The sequence below is a fragment of the Streptomyces sp. NPDC048197 genome (assembly GCF_043202395.1).
Lineage (GTDB): Bacteria > Actinomycetota > Actinomycetes > Streptomycetales > Streptomycetaceae > Streptomyces > Streptomyces siderophoricus.
Genome location: NZ_JBIDAJ010000003.1, coordinates 383742 through 405940 on the forward strand (window position 1 = coordinate 383742; position 22199 = coordinate 405940).

18 protein-coding genes are annotated in these 22199 nt (G+C 72.0%); 10 read left to right on the forward strand and 8 right to left on the reverse strand.

All coding sequences use genetic code 11. From position 1 onward, the window contains the following. The first annotated feature begins 106 nt into the window (after positions 1-106). From lipB to ACGF4C_RS06995, 4 genes are all read left to right on the forward strand, one after another. Positions 107-934: a lipoyl(octanoyl) transferase LipB gene (lipB, locus tag ACGF4C_RS06980; RefSeq protein WP_393563887.1), complete on the forward strand. Its 828-nt coding sequence runs from the start codon at positions 107-109 to the stop codon at positions 932-934. Between the two features lie 146 nt (positions 935-1080). Continuing rightward, positions 1081-2031, forward strand: a complete 951-nt coding sequence (gene lipA, locus ACGF4C_RS06985; RefSeq protein ID WP_030414838.1) for a lipoyl synthase — start codon at positions 1081-1083, stop codon at positions 2029-2031. A 225-nt stretch (positions 2032-2256) separates the two neighbouring features. Further along, positions 2257-2475 carry a hypothetical protein gene (locus ACGF4C_RS06990; protein ID WP_393563889.1) on the forward strand — a complete coding sequence of 73 codons (219 nt, stop codon included), beginning with the start codon at positions 2257-2259 and terminating at the stop codon, positions 2473-2475. Between the two features lie 10 nt (positions 2476-2485). Further along, entirely contained in the window at positions 2486-3196 is a 711-nt protein-coding gene (locus tag ACGF4C_RS06995; protein ID WP_393563891.1) for a DUF4191 domain-containing protein, read from the forward strand. Between the two features lie 161 nt (positions 3197-3357). On the opposite strand, the gene ACGF4C_RS07000 is transcribed toward ACGF4C_RS06995, so the two are convergent. Then, entirely contained in the window at positions 3358-3825 is a 468-nt protein-coding gene (locus tag ACGF4C_RS07000) for an RDD family protein (protein WP_199812505.1), read from the reverse strand. 294 nt (positions 3826-4119) lie between these two features. Here ACGF4C_RS07000 and glnA point away from each other — a divergent pair, with 294 nt between their 5' ends. Further along, entirely contained in the window at positions 4120-5529 is a 1410-nt protein-coding gene (gene glnA / locus ACGF4C_RS07005; RefSeq protein ID WP_030414834.1) for a type I glutamate--ammonia ligase, read from the forward strand. 194 nt (positions 5530-5723) lie between these two features. Here the strand turns inward: glnA and ACGF4C_RS07010 are convergent, their stop codons facing one another. Together ACGF4C_RS07010 and ACGF4C_RS07015 are read right to left on the reverse strand one after the other, a co-directional pair. Continuing rightward, a complete protein-coding gene (locus ACGF4C_RS07010; protein WP_393563893.1) occupies positions 5724-5969 on the reverse strand; it encodes a hypothetical protein in 246 nt (81 codons plus the stop codon). 479 nt (positions 5970-6448) lie between these two features. Further along, positions 6449-9088, reverse strand: a complete 2640-nt coding sequence (locus tag ACGF4C_RS07015) for an MDR family MFS transporter (RefSeq protein WP_393563895.1) — start codon at positions 9086-9088, stop codon at positions 6449-6451. 148 nt (positions 9089-9236) lie between these two features. Between ACGF4C_RS07015 and ACGF4C_RS07020 the strand changes: the two genes are divergently transcribed. Beyond that, positions 9237-10103 (forward strand): Fpg/Nei family DNA glycosylase, encoded by an 867-nt coding sequence (locus ACGF4C_RS07020; RefSeq protein ID WP_393563896.1) that lies wholly within the window; start codon positions 9237-9239, stop codon positions 10101-10103. Positions 10104-10164: 61 nt separating this feature from the next. Here the strand turns inward: ACGF4C_RS07020 and ACGF4C_RS07025 are convergent, their stop codons facing one another. Further along, on the reverse strand, positions 10165-12018 hold the full coding sequence (locus ACGF4C_RS07025; protein ID WP_393563898.1) for a choline/carnitine O-acyltransferase: 1854 nt from the start codon (positions 12016-12018) through the stop codon (positions 10165-10167). 133 nt (positions 12019-12151) lie between these two features. Then, entirely contained in the window at positions 12152-13063 is a 912-nt protein-coding gene (locus tag ACGF4C_RS07030; protein ID WP_393563900.1) for an arpA protein, read from the reverse strand. A 408-nt stretch (positions 13064-13471) separates the two neighbouring features. On the opposite strand from ACGF4C_RS07030, the gene ACGF4C_RS07035 reads away from it, so the two are divergent. Next, entirely contained in the window at positions 13472-15466 is a 1995-nt protein-coding gene (locus ACGF4C_RS07035) for an FAD-dependent oxidoreductase (protein ID WP_393563949.1), read from the forward strand. A 48-nt stretch (positions 15467-15514) separates the two neighbouring features. Then, positions 15515-16105 carry a PadR family transcriptional regulator gene (locus ACGF4C_RS07040; RefSeq protein WP_393563901.1) on the forward strand — a complete coding sequence of 197 codons (591 nt, stop codon included), beginning with the start codon at positions 15515-15517 and terminating at the stop codon, positions 16103-16105. A gap of 65 nt (positions 16106-16170) precedes the next feature. Here the strand turns inward: ACGF4C_RS07040 and ACGF4C_RS07045 are convergent, their stop codons facing one another. From ACGF4C_RS07045 to ACGF4C_RS07055, 3 genes are all read right to left on the reverse strand, one after another. Further along, positions 16171-16443 carry a hypothetical protein gene (locus ACGF4C_RS07045; protein WP_261951908.1) on the reverse strand — a complete coding sequence of 91 codons (273 nt, stop codon included), beginning with the start codon at positions 16441-16443 and terminating at the stop codon, positions 16171-16173. A 127-nt stretch (positions 16444-16570) separates the two neighbouring features. Next, positions 16571-18130, reverse strand: coding sequence for an AMP-binding protein (locus ACGF4C_RS07050; protein WP_393563902.1), 1560 nt, complete (start codon positions 18128-18130; stop codon positions 16571-16573). A gap of 117 nt (positions 18131-18247) precedes the next feature. Continuing rightward, on the reverse strand, positions 18248-19156 hold the full coding sequence (locus ACGF4C_RS07055; RefSeq protein WP_393563903.1) for a Gfo/Idh/MocA family protein: 909 nt from the start codon (positions 19154-19156) through the stop codon (positions 18248-18250). 223 nt (positions 19157-19379) lie between these two features. On the opposite strand from ACGF4C_RS07055, the gene ACGF4C_RS07060 reads away from it, so the two are divergent. Together ACGF4C_RS07060 and ACGF4C_RS07065 are read left to right on the forward strand one after the other, a co-directional pair. Continuing rightward, complete coding sequence (locus ACGF4C_RS07060; RefSeq protein ID WP_393563905.1) at positions 19380-20846, forward strand: hypothetical protein; 1467 nt, start codon at positions 19380-19382, stop codon at positions 20844-20846. After that, a complete protein-coding gene (locus ACGF4C_RS07065) occupies positions 20843-22036 on the forward strand; it encodes a hypothetical protein (RefSeq protein ID WP_393563907.1) in 1194 nt (397 codons plus the stop codon). Before ACGF4C_RS07060 ends, ACGF4C_RS07065 begins: the two co-directional genes overlap by 4 nt. Positions 22037-22199: the final 163 nt, after the last annotated feature.

A 22199-nucleotide genomic window follows, 5' to 3' on the forward strand; every position in this document is an offset into this window, starting at 1 on the left:
GTACACCGGCCGCCTGCGGGGACCGGATCCGGCCGCCGTACAGTTGCTGGGGGCGCGAACGCATCGAAAGGCATCAACGTTGCCGCACAGCGCAACAGAAGTTCGGATGGGAGCTGCCGTGACTGCGATCTCTCGGGGGGAGACCCCCGCACCCGAGGGGCTGCGCTTTGTCCACCTGGGCTTCGGTGACGACGCGGTCGACTACGAGTCGGCCTGGCAGGAACAGCGCCGGATCCACGCCGCCCGGTTCGCGGACGAGGTGCCCGACACCTGTCTGCTGCTGGAGCATCTGTCCGTCTACACCGCGGGCCGGCGCACGTCCGACGACGAGCGCCCCCTGGACGGCACCCCGGTCGTCGACGTGGACCGCGGCGGGAAGATCACCTGGCACGGCCCCGGCCAGCTGATCGGCTACCCGATCCAGAAGCTGCCGCGCCCGGTGGACGTCGTCGCGCATGTGCGGCGCCTGGAGGAGGCGCTGATCCGGGCCTGCGCCGAGTTCGGCATCGAGGGCAGCCGGGTCGAGGGCCGCAGCGGAGTCTGGGTGCTGGGCGACCCGCTGGAGGAGCGGCCGGCCCTGGGCGGGCTCAATCTGGACTTCGACCCGCGGCTGGCGGACGAGCTGTTCGACCCGCGGCTGAACGGCCCGGAGTACGCACCGTCCAACGCCGGCCAGCGCCGGGAGGACCGCAAGCTCGCCGCGATCGGCATCCGGGTCGCCAAGGGCGTCACGATGCACGGCTTCTCGCTGAACGTGAACCCGGACAACACCTCGTTCGACAAGATCGTGCCGTGCGGCATCCGGGACGCGGGGGTGGCCTCGCTCGCCGGTGAGCTGGGCCGGGACATCACCATCGCCGAGGTGCTGCCCGTGGTGGAGAAGCATCTGCGCGACGTCCTGGAGAACGCCGAGCTGCTGCCCCGGGCGGTCTGACCGCCCGGCGGTACGGGACGGTCCGACCGCCCCGGCAGCGCGGGAATGCGACCCTGCGACCTGGGGTTGCCATGCACGTAAAGACGTGCGAATTATCGGGCGTACCCTGGTGTGCGCCGTAGAAACGAAGTGGTAGGGAGCCGGTCGTGTCCGCAGTCGCACCCGACGGACGCAAGATGTTGCGCCTGGAGGTCCGGAACAGCCAGACCCCCATCGAGCGCAAGCCCGAGTGGATCAAGACCCGGGCGAAAATGGGTCCCGAGTACAACCACCTCCAGGGCCTGGTCAAGAGCGAGGGCCTGCACACGGTCTGCCAGGAGGCGGGCTGCCCCAACATCTACGAGTGCTGGGAGGACCGCGAGGCGACGTTCCTCATCGGCGGCGACCAGTGCACCCGTCGTTGTGACTTCTGCCAGATCGACACCGGCAAGCCGCAGGCGCTGGACCGCGACGAGCCGCGCCGGGTCGCCGAGTCCGTGCAGACCATGGGCCTGAAGTACGCCACGATCACCGGCGTCGCACGCGACGACCTGGAGGACGGCGGCGCCTGGCTGTACGCCGAGACCGTCCGGCAGATCCACGCCGCGATGCCCGGCACCGGCGTCGAGCTGCTGATCCCGGACTTCAACGCGGTCCCCGAGCAGCTCGCCGAGGTCTTCTCCTCCCGCCCGGAGGTGCTGGCCCACAACGTCGAGACGGTCCCGCGGATCTTCAAGCGGATCCGCCCCGGCTTCCGTTACGAGCGGTCGCTGGAGGTGATCACCAAGGCCCGCGAGGCCGGCCTGGTCACCAAGTCCAACCTGATCCTGGGCATGGGCGAGGAGCGCGAGGAGATCAGCCAGGCGCTCCAGGACCTGTACGACGCGGGCTGCGAGCTGATCACGATCACCCAGTACCTGCGCCCGTCGGTCCGGCACCACCCCATCGAGCGCTGGGTCAAGCCGGCCGAGTTCGTGGAGCTCAAGGAGGAGGCCGAGGAGATCGGCTACGCGGGCGTCATGTCCGGCCCGCTGGTCCGCTCCTCGTACCGCGCCGGCCGCCTTTACCAGCAGGCCATCGAGCGGCGCGAGGTCGAGGCGTCCAGTCAGGCGGTTTGAGTCCGGCCGGCGCCTCCCGGCGCGCCGTCTTGTGAAATGTGGCACATGCTGGAACCACGCGGCCCGCACTCCCCTCAGGACAGGGGGCGTGGCGGGCCGCGTCAACGTTTCATTGGTGTTTGACCGGCAGGTCATCCGTTGGTAACACCGTTGAGTGACGATGGATGCACGCACCGCTCCCACACCACCCCTGCTTGTCCGAACAGCCAGAGGGAGTCACTGACCATGCAGGCCGCGCCGCTCCGCGCCACCCCCGTCCGCCCCATCCCTTCCGTCACCGGCGCCCTGCGTGCCGTCGAGGCCGTCCTGATGCGCGGCGGCCAGCGCACCGCCCGCCGCAACGCCTGGACGTCGGTCCTGGAGGACCGCCGCCGCGCCAAGGACCGCCACGAGGCGGCGTACGTACTGGAGGCCGCGGCGACCCGGCGTCCGCACGCCACGTAAACTTCGCTGTATGGCGAGGAAGGCACACTCCAACGGCGCTGCCGGCGCTGAGAACCCCGGGCGGCTGAAGCAGATCGCCCTGACCTACAAGATGACCCGTCGGGTCGACTCCAAGGTCGGTCTTGTCGTCGCTGGCGTAGGCATCGTCGTATTCGGCGTCCTCCTTGCCATCGGCTTCGCGATCGGCCACCCCGTCTACGCCGGAATCCTGGGCTTCGTCCTGGCCTTCCTGGCGATGGCGATCATCTTCGGACGTCGTGCCGAGCGCGCGGCCTTCGGGCAGATGGAAGGCCAGCCCGGTGCGGCGGCCGCGGTACTGGACAACGTCGGGCGCGGCTGGACCGTCACCCCGGCGGTGGCCATGAACCGCAACCAGGACGTCGTGCACCGCGCGGTCGGCAAGGCCGGCATCGTGCTGGTCGGCGAGGGCAACCCGAACCGGCTGCGCGGCCTGCTGGCCGCCGAGAAGAAGCGGATGGCGCGTACCGTCGCCGACGCCCCGGTCCACGACATCGTGGTGGGCGACGGCGAGGGCCAGGTCCCGCTGAAGAGGCTCCGCACGACCCTGCTGAAGCTGCCCCGGGTCCTCCCCGGCGCCCAGGTCACCGCGGTCAACGACCGGCTGCGCGCGCTGGGCGACCTGATGAGCAACATGCCCGTACCGAAGGGCCCGATGCCGAAGGGCATGCGGATGCCCAAGGGCGGCGGCAAGGCGCGCTGAGCGCAGCCCCCCGATCCGACACGGGTGGGGCCCGGGACCGCGACGGTCCCGGGCCCCACCCGTGTGTCATGTCACGCGTTTTCCCTGTCGACCCGGTGTGTCACGTCGATCCGGGGTGACATGTCGATACCGCGGTTAGATCCGCACCTGGAATACGGCGGTTAGATCCGCACCTGGACGGCGCGCACCAGGCGGTCGTGCAGTCCGCGGCCGTCCCGGTCCCAGACGACGGCGGGGATGACCAGGACGAGCAGCAGGGTCCGCAGCACCACCCGCGGCAGCGAGATCCGGCCGCCGCCCTCGGCGACCACCCGCAGGCCCAGCAGCCGCTTGCCCGGCGTGAAGCCGACCGTGCCGACCGTCAGCACGCTGAGCACCGCGAAGACCACCAGTGCCCAGTTGCTCGCCGACTGCGCCCGGCCGCCGCTGAGGAGCCCGTAGGCGATCAGCAGGCACAGCGCCCAGTCGATGAAGAGGGCGGCGAACCGGCGCCCGGGGCGGGCGAGCGCCCCCGGCCCTTCCTCCGGCAGCCCGAGCCGCTGCCCGCGGTATCCGAATTCGACGCCCATGTCCTCGGCTGCCGCGCGGGGCCCGGAGATCCACGATCCGATTGCTTGCCTGTTGTCCACCCGTCCACGGTACTGGGGCCGCATACGTTTCCTTCCCGGAGGGCCGGTATACGCGCAGGCGGGCCGCCCGCGACGGTGGCGGAAACCTGGCCTCACCAGCGGGTCCGCAATCCCTCTCATGGGCGCACACTGGGGGGTAAAAGGGACCGCGCGGCGGTTAACCTCGGCGAAACAAATGGGTCATGCTTGAGAAATCCCGCCTGCCTATGGTCGGGCGAGCGCGCCACCGGACTGGTCGCGTTCCGAGTAGCAATCCCGCGTCCGCCGACCGGTGACCGGGCTAGGAGGAGTTGGATGTTCCAGAACGCCGACGAGGCCAAGAAGTTCATCGCGGACGAGGACGTCAAGTTCATCGATGTCCGTTTCTGCGACCTGCCCGGTGTGATGCAGCACTTCACGATCCCGGCAGCGGCCTTCGACCCGGCCGAAGAGCTGGCGTTCGACGGCTCCTCGATCCGTGGTTTCCAGGCCATTCACGAGTCCGACATGGCGCTGCGTGCCGACCTGTCCACCGCTCGTGTGGACCCGTTCCGCCGGGACAAGACGGTCAACGTCAACTTCTTCATCCACGACCCGATCACCGGCGAGCAGTACAGCCGCGACCCGCGCAACATCGCCAAGAAGGCCGAGGCCTACCTCGCCTCCACGGGCATCGCGGACACCGCGTTCTTCGGCCCGGAGGCCGAGTTCTACGTCTTCGACAACGTCCGCTTCGAGACCAAGTCGAACGAGTCCTTCTACCACATCGACTCCGAGGCCGGCGCCTGGAACACCGGCTCCGAGGAGAACAACCGCGGTTACAAGGTCCGCTACAAGGGCGGCTACTTCCCGGCCCCGCCGGTCGACCACTTCGCCGACCTGCGCGCCGAGATCTCCCTGGAGCTGGACAAGGCCGGCCTGCAGGTCGAGCGCCAGCACCACGAGGTCGGCACCGCCGGCCAGGCGGAGATCAACTACAAGTTCAACACCCTGCTGGCCGCCGCCGACGACCTGATGCTCTTCAAGTACATCGTGAAGAACGTCGCCTGGCGCAACGGCAAGACCGCCACCTTCATGCCCAAGCCGATCTTCGGTGACAACGGCTCCGGCATGCACGTCCACCAGTCCCTGTGGCAGGGCGGCGAGCCCCTCTTCTACGACGAGCAGGGCTACGCGGGCCTCTCGGACACCGCCCGCTACTACATCGGCGGCATCCTCAAGCACGCCCCCTCGCTCCTCGCCTTCACGAACCCGACGGTGAACTCCTACCACCGCCTGGTCCCCGGCTTCGAGGCCCCGGTCAACCTGGTCTACTCCCAGCGCAACCGCTCCGCGGCCATGCGCATCCCGATCACGGGCTCCAACCCCAAGGCCAAGCGCGTCGAGTTCCGCGCCCCGGACCCGTCCTCGAACCCGTACCTCGCCTTCTCCGCCCTCCTCCTGGCGGGCCTGGACGGCGTCAAGAACAAGATCGAGCCGGCCGAGCCGATCGACAAGGACCTCTACGAGCTCGCCCCCGAGGAGCACGCGGGCGTCCCCCAGGTCCCGACCTCCCTCCCGGCCGTCCTCGACGCCCTCGAAGAGGACAACGAGTACCTCCAGCAGGGCGGCGTCTTCACCGCCGACCTGATCGAGACCTGGATCGACTACAAGCGCACCAACGAGATCGCCCCGATCCAGCTGCGCCCGCACCCGCACGAGTTCGAGCTTTACTACGACATCTAAGATCCTCCGAGATCTGCACAAAGGGCCGCTACTCCTCCGGGGTGGCGGCCCTTTCCTTTCCCCTGCGCCTCCCAGCGGTCGGTCAGGTTGGTGACCCGAGGCGATGGCTGCTGCGCCCCGGCCCCCTTCCCTCGTTGACACGCAAGAGGCCCCGGTACGCGTCCGTACCGGGGCCCTTGCTTATGGGTAAGCACTCAGCTTTTGAAAATGATTGCCATTCTTACGGCCCAGAAAACAGTCAAAACCAACATGCACAGGGTTGCCACCTCATAGAAGGTTCCCCATGCGCTCTTCAGAGATTCCATTACGTGAGCCCCTGCCGCAAGATCCACGCAAGCAGTAAGTAGTGCCGCGAACAAGGAGATCACAAAAGCGATGACGAGCGACCAGATCAGGGATCGATGGACGGATTGCTTAAGTTCGGTATCGGATGTACTCATGGGATCTACTCCTCTGAAGTCTGAACATGTTTCCTCCAAGTGATGTGAAATGTGCTGCAGGTGCGTCACCCGCAGTGAATCTCGCGGGTCAACTGACCCGGGATTCAGGAGACATGACGCCTTGTCAGGCATCGCTGTCGAACCTCAGGGACCTCTCACGGCGACCTCCAGCGTGATCAGACACCATGCATGCCTCCGGGACCACCCGGAGGGCCACCATCTTGACTGGACGTCAGCAGCAACGCCCACGGTGAGCCAAAAGGCTGCTTCAGAAGGATTCAGCGCCCTTCTGCTGCTTGTTGAAACGTAACTGACCGCCCGTTGGTTCCCCACAGTGCCTACAACGGGCGGCCTTTGTCGCCATTTCGAGGAAGGCATATGCCTACAGCAACTGTCGGCATATGACGGCCCGCCTCGGGCGCCCCGCCACCAGAGGAGAAACCCTCCTCGAAACGTGCGCCGAGGGCATCCCAGCCTCATCACGGACCACTGCGTACAGGTCCCAGGGACGCCGGGATCGTAGGCCTGATCAGCAGGGCCGTGGACAGGGCGGCGAGGAGGGTGAGGGCGAGGGACCACCAGAGGGTGTCGGTGTAGCCGCCTACGGTTGCCTTGGTGATCATTTCCGCGAGTTGGGGTGGGAGCCCGGCCGGGGTGATGGCCTGGCCGCTGCGGGCCGCGGCGGCCAGGGTCGGCGGAAGCCCGTCGGTGGTGGCCAGTCGGGCGGCGATGGCCGCGGCGACGGCGCTGCTGAACAGGGCGGTGCCGAGTGCCGCGCCCACCTTGTCGGCCGTGCTGGTCACGGCCGCGAGCCCGCCGGCGTCCTGGGCGGCGGTGCCGCCCGTGGCGAGGGAATAGAGCGGCATCAGGGCCATGCCGAGGCCGAGGCCGGCCAGGACCATGCCGGGGAGGAGCACGGTGGTGTAGTCGCTGTCGGGCTCCAGGCGGGTCAGCAGGAGGAGGCCGCAGGCGGTGAGCAGCAGGCCCGGTGCGATCAGATGGCGCGCCGGCACGCGGTGCAGCAGGCGGGCGGAGACCTGGGTGGAGCCGATCAGGATCGCGGCGAGGGTGGGCAGGGTGGCCGTGGCGGTGGCGGTCGGGGAGTAGCCGCGGACGCTCTCCAGGTACGTCGTCAGGGTCGGGAAGAGGGCGAGCGTCCCCGCGCCGGTCAGGAACAGGCCGAGGAAGGAGCCGAGGCGGGTGCGGTCCTGGGTGAGGTGGGGCGGGAGGAGCGGGTCGGGGGTCCTGTTCTGCCAGAGGAAGCAGGCCAGGAGGAGGACGACGCCGAAGGCGAGCAGGGCCAGGACCAGGAGGTCCAGCCAGCCGCGCGGGCCGGTTTCCTGGAAGCCCCGGACCAGGGCCACGATGCCGCCGGTGCCGAGCAGCAGGCCCGGAGCGTCGAGGCGGCGGCGGGGGCGGAGCGGGCGGTCGTGGACCAGGGTGGCCACACCGATCACGGCGATCACGGCGAGCGGGACGTCGGCGAACAGGCACCAGCGCCAGCTGAGGTTCTCGATCAGCCAGCCGCCGGTGAGCAGGCCGGCCGTCGAGCCGCCGGCGGCGATGGCGGCGTAGATGCCGAACGCCCGGCCCCGGGCCTTCGGTTCGGGGAAGTTGGCCGTCACCAGGGCCAGTACGGCCGGGGACAGCAGGGCGGCACAGGCGCCCTGGACGGCGCGGGACGCGATCAGCATGCCGGAGGTGGGAGCCATTCCGCCGAATGCGGCGGCCGCCGCGAAGCCGGCCAGTCCGATGAGCAGCATCCGCTTGCGGCCGATCAGGTCGGCGAGGTGTCCGCCGAGCAACAGCAGGGCGGCGAAGGCCAGTTCGTAGGCGGTGAACAGCGGGCTCAGGGCGTCGGCGGGCAGGTGCAGGTCCGCCACCATGGTCGGCATCGCCAGGTGCAGGGACGTCGCGTCGAGCAGGACGAACAGCTGCACCAGACCGACCACCGCGAGGCCCCACCAGCGCCTGGGGTGCGGGGGCGGGTCCTGGAGGTTCTGGAGGTTCGGCGGGGAGGCCGGTGGGGGCCAGGCCTGGGCGGGCGGGTTCAGGGGTGGTCCGAAGCCCTGCGGGGTGGCGGGCCGGGCCGGGGCGGTGGGTGAGTACGCGGGCGGTGGGGGTGTCGACGGTTGCGGCGGGCCGGGCGGGGTGGCGGGGGTTGCCGGGGCCGCCACGGGCCCGCCGGCGGGAGTCGCACCGGGTGTGCCGACGGCCGTCTCGGGGCCGTAGTCCAGCAACCGGGCGGCGTGCCGGCCGAGTTGGGCCAGGACCGCGCCCGGCAGCCACTCCCCCGCCGCGTCCGTCTTCGTGCGGGCCGCGACCTGCTGGAGGGCGGGCCGTCGGGCCGGGTCCTTGTCGAGGCATGCGCGTACGAGGTCGAGCAGTGTCTCCGGTACGCCGGTCAGGTCCGGCTCCTCCTCGGCGATGCGGAAGAGGTGGGCGTTCAGGCCGGTCTCCGTGGCCCCGAAGAGGAGGCGGCCGGTGGCGGCGTAGACGAGGACGGCGCCCAGGCAGAACACGTCGCTGGCCGGGGTGAGTTCGAGGCCGCGGACCTGCTCGGGCGACATGAAACCGGGGGATCCGATCAGCATGCCGGTGCGGGTGTGCAGGCTGTCCCCGGCGAGGGTGTCCATGGCCCGCGCGATACCGAAGTCGATCACGCGCGGTCCGTCCACCGTCACCAGCACATTGGACGGCTTGAGGTCGCGGTGGATCAGGCCCGCCTCGTGCACCGCCTGCAGGGCGAGGGCGAGGCGGTTGGCCAGCAGCCGGACGGAGTGCTCGGGCAGCGGCCCGTAGTCGTCCGCCACCACGGTGGTCAGGTCGGGCCCCGGGATGTACTGGGTCGCCACCCAGGGCACCGCGGCCTCGGTGTCGGCGTCGAGCACGTCCGCCGTCCAGGTGCCGCCCACCCGCCGGGCCGCGGCCACCTCACGGGCGAAACGCCGGCGGAACTCCGGATGCTGTGCGTGCTCGTCCTGGACGACCTTGACCGCGACGGTGCGCCCGGCCTCGGAACGGCCCAGATACACCAGGCCCATACCGCCGGCGCCCAGTCGGGCGATCAGGCGGTACGGGCCTATGTGCGTCGGGTCCGATGAGATCAACTGGTCCACGGGGGCAAGGTAATCCACGGTTCGGATCCCCGTAGCGGATTCACACTTCCTTCTCCCTTGGTGGGGGCAGGGCCGTGGGCGGGGCTGTGGTCAGGGCTCTGGGCGGGGCTCTGTGGCCGGGGGCCGGACTCCGCGGCAGACTGGGGATATGCCTGAATTGCCGGAGGTCGAGGCGCTGGGACGGTTCCTGGAGGAGCGGCTGGCGGGGCGGGTGGTGGGCCGGGCGCAGCTGGTGTCGGTGGCTGCGCTGAAGACCTACGATCCGCCGCTGGGTGCGGTGGAGGGGCGGGCCTTCGAGGGCGTGGCCCGGTACGGCAAGTTCCTCGCGCTCCGGGCCGGGGAGCTGTTTCTTGTGATGCACCTGGGGCGGGCGGGATGGGTCCGGTGGAGTGAGCGGCTGCCGGCGGCTCCGCCGCGTCCGGGAAAGGGCCCGCTGGCGCTGCGGGTGCGGCTCCGGGAGCCCGAGGGTACGGGGTTCGACGTGACGGAGGCCGGCAGTCAGAAGCACCTCGCGCTGTACGTCGTGCGGGATCCGCAGGAGGTGCCCGGGGTCGCGCGGCTCGGGCGCGATCCGCTGGAGGACGGCTTCACCCGGGCGACCTTCGCCGGGATGCTGGCGGGCGAACGGCGGCAGATCAAGGGCGTGTTGCGGGACCAGAGCGTGCTGGCCGGGATCGGCAACGCCTATTCGGACGAGATCCTGCACGCGGCGCGGATGTCGCCGTTCAAGCTCGCCGCCGATCTGTCCGAGGAGGAGGTGGCGCGGCTGTACGCGGCGGTCGGGACGACGCTGGCCGAGGCGGTCGAGCGGGCCCGGGGGCTGGCGCCGGAGGACCTCAAGGCGGAGAAGAGGACGGGGATGCGGGTGCACGGGCGGACCGGTCAGCCCTGTCCGGTCTGCGGGGACACCGTCCGGGAGGTGTCGTTCAGCGACTCGTCGTTGCAGTACTGCCCCACCTGCCAGACCGGGGGCAAGCCGCTCGCCGACCGGCGGTTGTCGCGGTTGCTGAAGTAGTTGCGCCCGGCATGACGCCACCCCGCCGCCGGATGTCCGGCGGCGCGGGCGGCGTGCGGCGTCAGGCCGTGGGACGGTCGGTGGCCAGCAGTTCCCGGAGTTCGTGTACCGCCTCGCGGAGGTGATCGGCGAAGGCGTGCATTCCGGCGGCCACCGGGCGGGGGGTGGAGAGGTAGAGGTGGAAGCGGTCGGGGAGGAGGACGTAGGCGACGCCGATGCAGCGGGGGCTGGTGGAGCCGAAGCCGAAGTACTGGATGTGGGTGGAGGGGGCGGAGCTGGTGCTGAGGTAGTCGTCGCGCATGACCAGCCAGCCGGGGGTGCGGTAGAGGGCGGGCTGTTCGGTGAGGCCGAGGTCGGGGCCGCGGCGGCGCTGGATCAGTTCGAGTTCCCAGAGGTGTTGCTCCGGGGCGTCGCCGGCCTGGCATTCCTTGGCGCGGGTGACGTGGGCGCGGGCCGCGGCGTGGAGGGCGGTGCGGCGGGTGGCGGGGTCGGTCGCCGGGTCCTGCATCGTGGCGACGAAGTCCACGATCTCCGGGGTGACCACGCGCATGGCCTCGGTGCGGCCGCGGCGCCACTGGCGGGTGGCGATCGACTCGTAGGTGGCGCCCAGGTGTCCCTTGGCGCGCTGGTGGGCCAGTTGGTAGGCGAGCTGGACGAAGGCGTCCGGGGAGACGCCCAGGGACTTGGCCGTGGTGGCGCCGAAGTCGTCGAAGGAGACGGTACGGGTGGCGGTGTCGGCGCCGTACCGGGCGAAGGCGGTGGCGGCGGAGCGTACCTGGGCGCGTAGGGCATCGTCGAGCTGGAAGGTGAGGGGGTGCGGGGTGGGGGCGCCCTGGGGGCGCGCTCCGGAGAGGCGGGAGTGGTCCTCGGGCGGGGTGGTGAGCAGGGCGTCGACGAAGCTGAGGATGGTGGTGCCGTCCAGTTCGCAGTGTTCGACGTTGATGCCGGCGCGGCCGTCGGCGAAGACGATGAAGGAGACGGCCTTGTCGAACCAGCGGTTGCCGCGGTCGCCGTGGAGGAGTTCGTCACAGGCCGTCTGGGTGTCCGCGGGGGCGAAGTCCTCCAGGCAGAGGCAGAAGAGGGCGGTTTCGACGGTGTCGAGGGCCGCCGCGTTGTCGGGGTGCAGGGCTTGGAGGGACGCGCGGGCGGCGGCCCATTCGGCGCGGGCCATGGTGGTCAGGTGGCCGACCGGGGCGTCCGGCTCCGCACCGGGGTCGGCCTTGAGGACGGCCTGCAGCCCTTCCTTCAGGTCGTCGAGGGTGTGCGGGGTGCCATCGGGGCCGAGGACGTCGAGGGTGTACATGCGGCCCCGGAAGAAGACCACGATGTGGCGGGCGTCGGACGGGCCGGGCCACTCGGGCGTGTAAGGGGCGCGGACGGTGTCCTGTTCCGGGCCGGGGATGCGGGTGGTGGAGAAGAGGAACTTGTTCTGTTCCATGGTCTGCGGGCGGCCGCGCTGGACCACCGGCGGCAGGGCCTCCCGGTCCAGTTGGTGCTTGTGGTGCAGGGCCCCGGCGATCAGGCCCGCGGCCCGGTCCAGCTGTGCCTGCCCGGTGTCCTGGAAGAGGAAGAAGAAGTTGGCGTTGAGGGCGATGCGGTCGCGGCGGCCGAGGTAGCGGTACGGCCAGAAGGTGTCGAGCCAGCTGTGCACGCCCTCGGTGGCGTCGTACTCCTCCAGGGCGGCCTGGAGCACCCGGCCGGGGCCGCCGGGGCGGAGGAAGGCGGCCACCTCGGCCTCGGTCTCGGCGAGTTGGGCGGGGGTCAGCAGGGGCCGGCACCAGGCGAGGAACCGCTCGCAGCTCTCCTCCAGGGAGGGCAGCGGGACCCGCGGGAGGGTGTCCTCCAGGGCGAAGGTGGGGGTGGGGGCGGTTCCCTCGCCGGTGGGCGGGAGGGCGGTGCCGTGGCTGTCGGTCACGTCTACGGTCCCCTGACTGTTGGTCACGTGCGTCTCGTTTCGGTGTACGGGGTGCGGTGTTCCCGATGGGTTGCGCGGTTCCGGGTGGGTTGCGCGATTCCGGGGCTTGGGCGTGCGGGGGCGTGCGGGGGGGCTAGTCCAGCAGCTGGTCGCCGCGTATCGCGCGGTCCTCGGCGGCCAGGTGTGCGGGGTCGACCCGGCCGAAGAGCTGGCGGGTGCGGGCGACGCTGCCGATGACGCCGGGGCGCTCGCTGTAGGCGAAGATCGCCGAGTGGCGGGCGGTCGTGCCCCGCACCGGGCTGACCCGGTGCAGCGAGTAGCGACCCTTGAACAGCTGCAGGTCGCCGGGGCGGAGCGGCAGGCGGTGGATCAGCCGCCCGCCCCGGCCCTGGAGGACGTCGCGGACGTCGTCGAAGTGCTCGTCCTGTGCGGACCGGATGTTCGGGCAGTACTCGAAGTCGCCGCCGGCTCCGGCCTCCTGGGTGAGCATGCTGACGGTGAACTCGTTGGTGTCGAAGTGCCAGGGGTGTTCCTTGCCCGGTTCGACGACGTTCAGGACGAGCGCGGAGTACGGGTCGGCGAGCTCGTACAGCCGGGGCAGGCGGAAGCAGCGGGCGACGAAGCGCTGGAAGGCGGGGTGGGCGTAGAGCCGGCTGATCAGGGCGCCGGCCGGGATGCGGTCCCGGGCGACGAAGGCGTTGCCGCGTTCGAAGACCGTGCGGCCGGGGTGGCCGGGCGGCAGGTCCCGGTCGACGGCGATGTTGTAGACGTTGACCGATTCGACGTCGAAGTGGGCGCGGGGGGCGAGCCCGGCGCATTCGGCCCGGAGGAGCGCGCGCCGGGCGGGGTGGACGAAGTCCGGCAGGACGGTGCAGCCGAGGGTGTCCAGCTCGTGCCGGGCGCGGGCGACGACGGCCTGCGCCTCGGGGCCGTCGGGGTCCGCCAGGGGGTATCGGCCGGTGTCGACCACCTCGTCGAGGGTCGGGGGCTGCGCGGTGGCGGGGGCGGGGTCGTGCGCGGTGCCGATGCTGTTCACGGTGCTCATGCGTTCCTCTCCGCGGGCGTGGAGACGCCTGCGGGCACCGGGGTGCGGCAGGCGTCCACGTCATGGCGCGTCATTGCACGTCTTTGCACATTGCTGCACGTTGCTGCACGTTTTTTACGTCAACTCCCTCGGAGGAGAGGTGAGTTGAGGTGGAAGCTGGAAGGAGTTGACGTTGCCACACATTCCGGGGCGTTGTCTGTGACACGACGCACGGTGCGGAGATCGTCACGCATTCGGTACGACCGCCCGGGCGGAACGACGGGCGGGCCGGCACCCCGCCTCCCGCGTCGCCTCCCTCACAGTTTTTGCAACTTGTTGCATAACCGCCTCCGCCTGGTCTAGAACCGGTATCAGTCCACCCCGCCCGAGGAGGCCCCCGTGAGCCCGAAGAACCCGTATCCGCACCTGATGAGCCCGCTCGACCTCGGGTTCACCACGCTCCCCAACCGGGTGCTGATGGGGTCGATGCACATCGGCCTGGAGGAGGCGGAGAACGGGTTCGCGCGGATGGCCGCGTTCTACGCGGAGCGGGCGCGCGGCGGGGTCGGGCTGATGGTCACCGGCGGGATCGCGCCGAACGACGCGGGCCGGCCGTACGAGGGCGGGGCCAAGCTGACCACCGAGGCGGAGGCGGCGCAGCACCGGACCGTGACCGAGGCGGTGCACGCCGCGGGCGGGCGGATCGCGATGCAGATCCTGCACTTCGGGCGGTACGCGTACCACCAGGACCTGGTCGCGCCGAGTGCGATCCAGGCGCCGATCAGCCCGTTCACCCCGCACGCGCTGACCGACGCCGAGGTGGAGCAGACCGTCGAGGACTACGTACGGGCGGCGGAGCTGGCCCGGTCGGCGGGGTACGACGGGGTCGAGATCATGGGCTCGGAAGGGTATTTGATCAACGAGTTCGTGGTCGGCGCGACCAACCACCGCACCGACCGGTGGGGCGGCTCGTACGAGAACCGGATGCGGTTCCCGGTGGAGATCGTGCGGCGGACCCGGGAGCGGGTCGGGCCGGACTTCATCCTGATCTACCGGCTGTCGATGCTGGACCTGGTGCCGGGCGGCTCGACGCTGGAGGAGGTCGTCACGCTCGCCAAGGAGATCGAGGCGGCGGGCGCGACGATCATCAACACCGGCATCGGGTGGCACGAGGCCCGTATCCCGACCATCGCGACGTCGGTGCCGCGCGGGGCGTACACCTGGGTGACCAAGCGGCTGATGGGTGCGGTCTCGGTGCCGCTGGTGACCAGCAACCGGATCAACACCCCCGAGGTCGCCGAGGAGTTGCTCGCCGACGGACGGGCCGACATGGTGTCGCTGGCCCGGCCCTTCCTCGCCGACCCGGACTTCGTGGCGAAGGCGGCGGACGGGCGGGCCGCGGAGATCAACACCTGTATCGGCTGCAACCAGGCCTGCCTCGACCACACCTTCAGCGGGAAGATCACCTCCTGCCTGGTGAATCCGCGGGCCTGCCACGAGACCGAGCTGGTGCTCGCGCCGACCCGGCTGCGCAAGCGGCTCGCGGTGGTCGGGGCCGGGCCGGCCGGGCTCGCCTGTGCGGTGTCGGCCGCCGAGCGGGGGCACCAGGTCACGCTGTTCGAGGCCGCGGACGAGATCGGCGGGCAGCTGAACATCGCCAAGCGGGTGCCGGGCAAGGAGGAGTTCGAGGAGACGCTGCGGTACTTCCGCGAGCAGCTGGCGCTGCGCGGGGTGGACGTCCGGCTGAAGACCGCGGTGACCGCGGCCGACCTGGGGGCGTACGACGAGGTGGTGGTCGCCACCGGTGTCACCCCGCGGATCCCGGAGATCGAGGGGATCGGCCACCCGAGCGTGGTCAGCTACCTCGACGTGCTGCGGGACGGTGCGGAGGTGGGCGCGCGGGTCGCGGTCATCGGGGCGGGCGGCATCGGCTTCGACGTCGCGGAGTTCCTGACCGACGCCGGTGACGGGGCGAGCCGGGACGCGGAGACGTACTTCCGGGGCTGGGGCGTGGACACCGGGTACGGCGACCGCGGCGGGCTGCGGGCGCCGGAGCGGCCCGCGCCGCCGCGCCAGGTGCACCTGCTCCAGCGCAAGGCGTCCAAGGTGGGCGCCGGGCTGGGCAAGACCACCGGGTGGATCCACCGTACGGAGCTGCGGCACCGGGGCGTGACGATGGTCCCCGGGGTGACGTACGAGCGGATCGACGATGCGGGGCTGCACGTCACGATCGACGGCGAGGCCCGCACGCTGCCGGTGGACACCGTCGTGCTGTGCACCGGGCAGGAGCCCCGCCGGGACCTGTACGAGGAGCTGCGGGCGGAGGGCCGGGCGGTGCATCTGATCGGCGGTGCGGACGTCGCCGCCGAGCTGGACGCCAAGCGCGCCATCAAGCAGGGGACGGAGCTGGCGGCGGCGCTCTGAGCCGCCGGCGGCACCCGGACCGGCACCCGGCCTGCCTAGGATTCCCCCATGTCCCTCCCCCACGCGATCCTCACCGCCCTGCTGGAGAAGCCGTCGTCGGGGCTGGAGCTGACCCGGAGGTTCGACCGGTCGATCGGGTACTTCTGGCCGGCCACGCACCAGCAGATCTACCGGGAGCTGGGGAAGCTGGAGCAGGCCGGGTTCATCCGGGCGCTGCCGTCCGATCAGCCGTCGCGCGGGCAGAAGAAGGAGTTCGAGGTGCTGCCGGCGGGGCGTGCGGAGCTGACCGCGTGGGCGTCCGGCGAGCAGGACGCCAAGCCGGTGCGCAATGCGCTGGTGCTGCGGCTGCGGGCGGCGGCGGTCGTCGGCCGGGCCGGGCTGGACGCCGAGCTGCGGCGCCATCTGGCGCTGCACCAACGGCAGTTGGCGGAGTACGAGGAGATCGAGGCGCGCGACTTCGGGGCGGTGGCCGACCCGGAGGACCGGCTGCGGCGGCTCGTGCTGCGGGCCGGGGTCGGGCTGGAGACCTTCTGGGTGCAGTGGCTCCAGGAGGCCCTGGCCGAGGTCGAGGACATGGCGAGCGGCGGGGAGGACGACGGGGAAGCGGGCGCGGAAGCGGGCGGGCGGCCCGGGGAGTGATTCCCGGGCCGCCCGCCGGTGTCGTCAGCAGGTGGCGCGAAGCGCGGGCGTGTGTCGGCGGGCCGTCAGCAGTTGTCGTAGAGCAGCGCGCGCACCAGGCGGCAGGTCGTGTCGGAGGGGGCGTGCACCCCTATCCGGGCGGCGGTGCTGCGGATGCGGTGGTTGGGGGCCTGCTCGGGGCGGTAGACGCCGGTGTCGAGCAGGGCGATGGCCAGACGCATGGCCTTCAGGCGGCGGTTGTGGGATTCGTACCGCTCGCGGGGCCAGCCGGCGGGCAGTGGTTTCTTGGGCAGCGGGTGGGCGGGGAGAGGCTTCGTCATCGTTACGGCAACAGCCACGGGCGACCTCCTGGAGCGCTGGGAAAACCCTCACTGACTGGTTCCCATTCTACCGGCCGGCACTGACAAAAGCCCCTGGCCAGAGCCGATTTGGGGCGCTGGCCAGGGGCTTTTGTGCGGGCCTGCGTCAGGCCGTGGCGGCCCCCGCCCGCAGCACCGTCTTGTCGGGTTTGCCGACCGGCGTGAGCGGGATGGCGTCGACGACGTGGACGGCGGCCGGGGCGTACATGGCGCCCTTGTGCGCGGTGACGAACGCGCGGAGGTCGGCGAGGTCCACGGTCCGGCCCGGGGCGGGGACGACCGCGACGTGCACCTCCTCGGTCTCGTCCGCGGTGCGCACCCCGTAGACGGCGCAGTGGGCGACCGCGGGGTGGGTGTGCAGCAGGTCCTCGATCTCCGCCGGGTGGACATGGCCGCCCACGACGATGATCACGTCCTTGACCCGGTCGACGAGGTAGAGCCGGCCCTCGTCGTCCAGGCAGCCGACGTCGCCGGTGCGCAGCCAGCCGTCCCCGGGCAGGGCTCGCGCGCTCTCCTCGGGCTGCTTCCAGTAGCCGGCCATCACACCGGCGGAGCGGACATGCACCTCGCCCGGCTCCCCCGTCGGCAGGTCGCGGCCGGCCGCGTCCCGGACGGCGATCTCCACACCGGGCAGTGCGCGGCCGACGGTGATCCGGCCGCCGGGCCCGGTGGGCACGTGGTCCTCCGGAAGGGCCAGGCTGATGCTCATCGCCTCGGACATGCCGTACATCCCGTGCAGCACCGGGCCGAAGACCTCGGCGGCCTGCAGCAGACGGGAGGGCGAGGCGGGGCAGCCGCCGTAGGTGATACGGGCGAGGGAGCTGAGGTCGGTGGTGGGGAGGGTGGGGTCGTCGAGGAGGCGGTGGAGGAGCGGCGGCAGCAGCCAGAGGTCGGTGATGCGGTCGCGGGCGACGGCGGCCAGGACGGCGGCGGGGTCGAAGGAGCGGTGCAGGAAGACGGTGCCGCCGCCGGCGAGGGTGAGGTCGGACAGGATGCCCGCCAGATGGGCGAGCGAGGTGCAGGCCAGGAACCGGGCGGGCCCGTCCCCGGGCTCCGGCGCCATGTGGGCGAGCATCGCGCCGTAGGGGGCGTGCGCCATCCGGACGCCCTTGGGGATGCCGGTGGTGCCGCCGGTGTGCCGGATGCACCAGTCGTCCTCCGGGCGGGCCCGGCTCGCCACCTCGGGCGTGGCCGGGAGCGCGGTGCAGGCGGCGAGCAGATCCGCGCCGAGGGCGGGGGCCGGCGCCGGGCCGAGGGTCAGCACCTCGGGGCGCGGGCCCGGCAGATGGCGGAGTACCTCCTGTGCGGTGGCGTGCAGTGCGGGGTCGACGACGAGCAGGGCCGGTTCGACGCTGTCGGCTATCCGGGCCAGGGATTCGGCGGCCATGCCGTCGTAGAGGAAGACCACCCGGGCGCCGAGGAGATTGACGGCGTAGCGGACCGCGAGCACCTCGGGGCGGTTGCCGCTGAGCAGGCAGACCGTGTGGCCGCGGCCGATGCCGCGGGCGTCGAGCACCGCCGCCATGCGGTGGACGGTGGCGTGCAGCTCACCCGCGGTGAGGTCGCGGTGGCCTTCCGGGCCGGTCAGTGCGAGCCGTTCCGGGTCGCGGGCGAGGGCGGCCAGGATGGTGTCGGCGTAACTGGTGAAGCCGGTGGCGGGTGGCATCGACGGTGTGCTCCTCGGTGCGGTGCTCGGGCGGTCGGCGGCCGGACGGTGACCGGCCGGCGGAACCGACGCTACGGCCGATCTCTCATGCCCTCCACGACCAAATGCGCCATGTACTCATGACCGTTGAGGCATGAGCGGGGTGAGGGACTGCTCCGCCGCCGCCAGGATCTCGGTGACCCGCAGGCCGAAGTGGACGTCGCAGGCGTTCGGCAGACCGGTCTCCACCGCGGCGCGCAGGGCGTCGAGGGCGCGGTGGTAGGCCGGTCCGGGGCCGTGCTGACGGCGGGGCAGGGTGGTGACGCCGGCCGTGCCGCGGAGGGTGACCTCGACGCCGGCCGCGGCGGCCGGGGCGGTCAGCCCGACCGTCGCGGTGCTGGCCGCGCCGCTGCTGTGCCGCATCGTCAGGAGCACGGTGTCGGCCGGGCCCCTGGTGGCGGTCACCTCCTCCGCGTCCCCCAGGACGGGCAGCAGGACGGAGAGCGCGTGCGGGCCGACGTCCCACAGGCCGCCCTTGTCGCGGCGCCACGGCGAGTGGGCGTACGGGCTGGTGGAGCCGTCGGAGAAGACCGGCGCGAGCCAGTCGGCGTGCGCGGTGAACCAGCCGCCGGCGGCCGCCTGCGCGGCGATCCACTCGCCCTCCTCCGCGCCGAACCGCGCGGTGAAGAACACCACCGAGGCCACCTGCGCCCGGTCGGCGGCCTCGGCGACCGCCCGGGCCTCGGGCACGGAGGTGGCGACCGGCTTGTCCAGCAGGAGGTGGCAGCCGGCCCGCGCGGCGCGCTCGGCCAACGGGCCCTGCACGGACGGCGGCAGCGCGATGGCCACGGCGTCGCAGTCGGCGCACAGCTCGTCGGGGCTCTCGTACGGGCGGGTGCCGTGGGCCTGGGCCAGGGCGGCGGCGGCCTCCGCACGGCGCCCCCAGACGCCGGTGAAGGCGACGCCGGGGTGGTCGGCGAGGGCGGGGGCGTGCACGCTGCGCGCCCAGGGACCGGTACCGAGGAGTCCGATGCGCAGGATCGTCATGCGGCCAGTGTCCCCCGGGGCGGGCGGCGGACGGCCGATTCCCCGGGCGGCCGGGCCGTGTCCCCGGGGCGGTAATCGGCATGCCCGCCGCGCCCGCCCGGTGTTACGTTTCCCCCAGCCGGCCGCGGGACTCCGGTGCGACTTCCGGACCTGCTCTGCAAAGCAACGATTCGCTGTTCGTGCCCCCATTCCCCGGCCGGCGTCCGACGACGGGGAGGCGCCGGTGCACAGCTGCCCGGATCTGGTGGCGGCCGAGGACGTGCTGCTGTTCGTGAACGCCGCGATCACGGCCACCGGACAGCGGGAGTTCCGCTCCGGCGCGGCGGAACAGCAGCTGTCGCTGGACTTCCTGCACGAGTACGTACGGGTCAACTACCGCCCGTTGTACGCCGCTTCGCTCGCCCTGGACATCAACGACCACAACGCCGCGCTGATCGTGCGCCGGCTGCTGGAGACCTCGGGCGAGGCGACCGCGGAGGCGCGGCGCACCGAAGGACGGCTGATCGCGGCCCGGCTGGCGCGGCTGCCCGCACCGCGGGTGTACCGCCTGTTCCGGGCGCTTCGCGCGGCCGGGGTGAACAACCGCCGGACCCGCGCGATCATCCGCGACTGGGTCGCCGCGCGCCCGGACCCGGCGCTGGACGCGGTGAAGTACCGGGCCGGCCTCACGTGCGCGGCGCGCCACGCCCATCTGCCGCTGCACGGGCCGGGCGAGGACGGTGGTGAGCTGGGCGACTTCCTGTTCGCGCCGCGCCGCCGGAAGCAGTTCGACACCCCGCTGCTGGACGCCTGGCGCCGGGCGCACCACGAGCAGGGCGCGCTGTACGAGCTGCCGTTCACCGTCGCCGAGGGGTTCGCGGCGGCGCACGGCATCGGGCGCCGGGCCTTCCTGGAGCGGATCGCCCCGCGGATGACGCGGCGGGAGCGGCTGCGGATGCAGGAGTCGGCCCGTGCGCACGGCGCCGAGGTGGACCGCGATCTCACCGGGATGCCGCTGACCCGGCTCGCCTCGTACGTCCTCGGGCTGCCGCCGGCCGACCGGGTCGCCCGCCGGGCCGAGCTGACCGGCGCGCTGCGGGCGGCGGCGCGGCGTACCGCCGGGGCCCGGGCCGGGACGTGGGGCCGGGTGGCGGCCGTGTTGGACGACAGTTACTCCACCACCGGCTCGCGGCAGAAGCGGCGCCGCCCGCTGGCGACCGCGCTGGCCTGCCACTTCCTGCTGGAGGCGCTGGCGGAGGCGTATCTTCCGCTGTGGACGTCCGGGCGGCAGGACGCGCTGCTGGCCCGCCCTTACGGGCCGACCCCGCTGGGCATGCGGGTGCTGGACGCGCTGGAGTACGCGCCCGAGCGGCTGGTGATCGTCTCGGACGGCTGGGACAACGCGCCGCCCGGGCTGGCCGGTGAGGTGCTGCGGGTCTGGCGGACCCGGCTCGACCCGCGCGGCGCCACTTCCGTGGTCCACCTCAATCCGGTCTACGACGCCGAGGACTTCACGGTGCGGCGGCTGTCCCCCGTGGTGCCGACGGCCGGGGTGCGCGACGCCGAGGACCTGCCGGCGCTGGTGCAGCTCGCGCGGTTCGCCGAGGGCCGCACCGGGCTCGCCGAGCTGCGGGCCCATCTGGACGAGCGGGTGCGGCAGTTCCTGGCGGCGGACGGGGAGCCGGTCCGTGCAGAGGGGGCCGCGGGATGAGCAGGCTGGATCTGAGCGGGCTGCGGGCCCGGCCGGCGCAGGTGTGGGGCGCGGTCCGGCTGGTCCCGCTGGTGCGGGCGGAGCCGATCACCGATCTGCGGCTGCACCGCGAGCTGTACGAGGACGGGCCGCTGACGGTCCGGGGCGAGCGCGGCACGGCCTACACGGCGTACGTTCCGCACGGTTTCGTGGCGAACTGGACGGGCGACGGGTCGCCGGCCGCCGCGTACGGCTCGCAGCTGAGCGATGAGCGGGACCCGGTGGTGTGCGCGCCGCTGCACCTTCCGCGCAAGCTCGTCCAGCGGCGGCGCGGCAAGGAGGAGGGGACGAGGGCCGGGGCGGGGGCCGGGACGGGGAAGGCGTCCGGCGGTCCCTCGGGAGGGCTGCGGTTCCTGCCGCTCCATCTGGCGCTCGACGGCTATCTGGCGCTGCACTTCGGCGGTCCGTCGATCGTGTGGGAGGAGTGGACCCGGCGGGCGGTCCGCGACGGGCTCTCGCCGCGCGCGGAGCGGGCCTACCGGGGCGAGGCGATCCCCGGGCTCGACGACGCGCTGCGGGTCTTCGAGATCCATCCCGGGCAGTGCGGGGTGCTGGTGTACGTCGCCGACGCCCTGGCCGCCGCCTTCGTGGTGCCGCATCCGGACGACTACCGGGCGCTGCACCCGTCGCTGCTGCAGGACCTGTACGGCGAGCTGATGTACCAGTACGCCCTCTACGGCGGGCCGGTGCCGGAGTTCACGGCCCGGATCACGGCGGAGTACATCAGCTCGCTCGCCGAGCTGCGGTCCGCCGCCGAGCGCCGGCAGCAGGAGTGGGAGAGTGAGCACGCCGTCCTGATGGCGGGCGAGCTGCTGGACGAGACCTACGAGGTGCGGCAGGCGTACCGGATGGGGCAGTTCCGGCTGTCCCGCTTCCTGCCGCCGTTCGCGCTGCACCGCACCCAGCACATCGGCGAAACGATCACCGACGGCAAGGGGCGGGTCGCCTACCTCAAGACGTTCCGGCTGACCGACAAGCAGGTCCGGCGCGGTCATGTGCTGCACCGGCTGGCGGCCCACGACTGGCACGTGGGGCGCACCGCGGAGGCGATGGGGATCAGCGGTCCGGAGCTCGTCCGGCGGGTGACACACCTGGGGTTCGAGGGGCTGCTGAAGCCGCCCGCCGAGGGGTTGGCGAAGGGGCGCGGCTGAGGTCTGCGCCACAGCACAGCCCCGCAAATCCACCGAAAACCGGCATAGATTCCCAGGCAAATCGGAGCAAACTCCTCAGGAATGGCGGGATGTCCGGCTGAGTAACCTGCGGTTCACATATGGGCAACGGACGGGAAACGGCCACTTGCCAGAGTGCGAACGT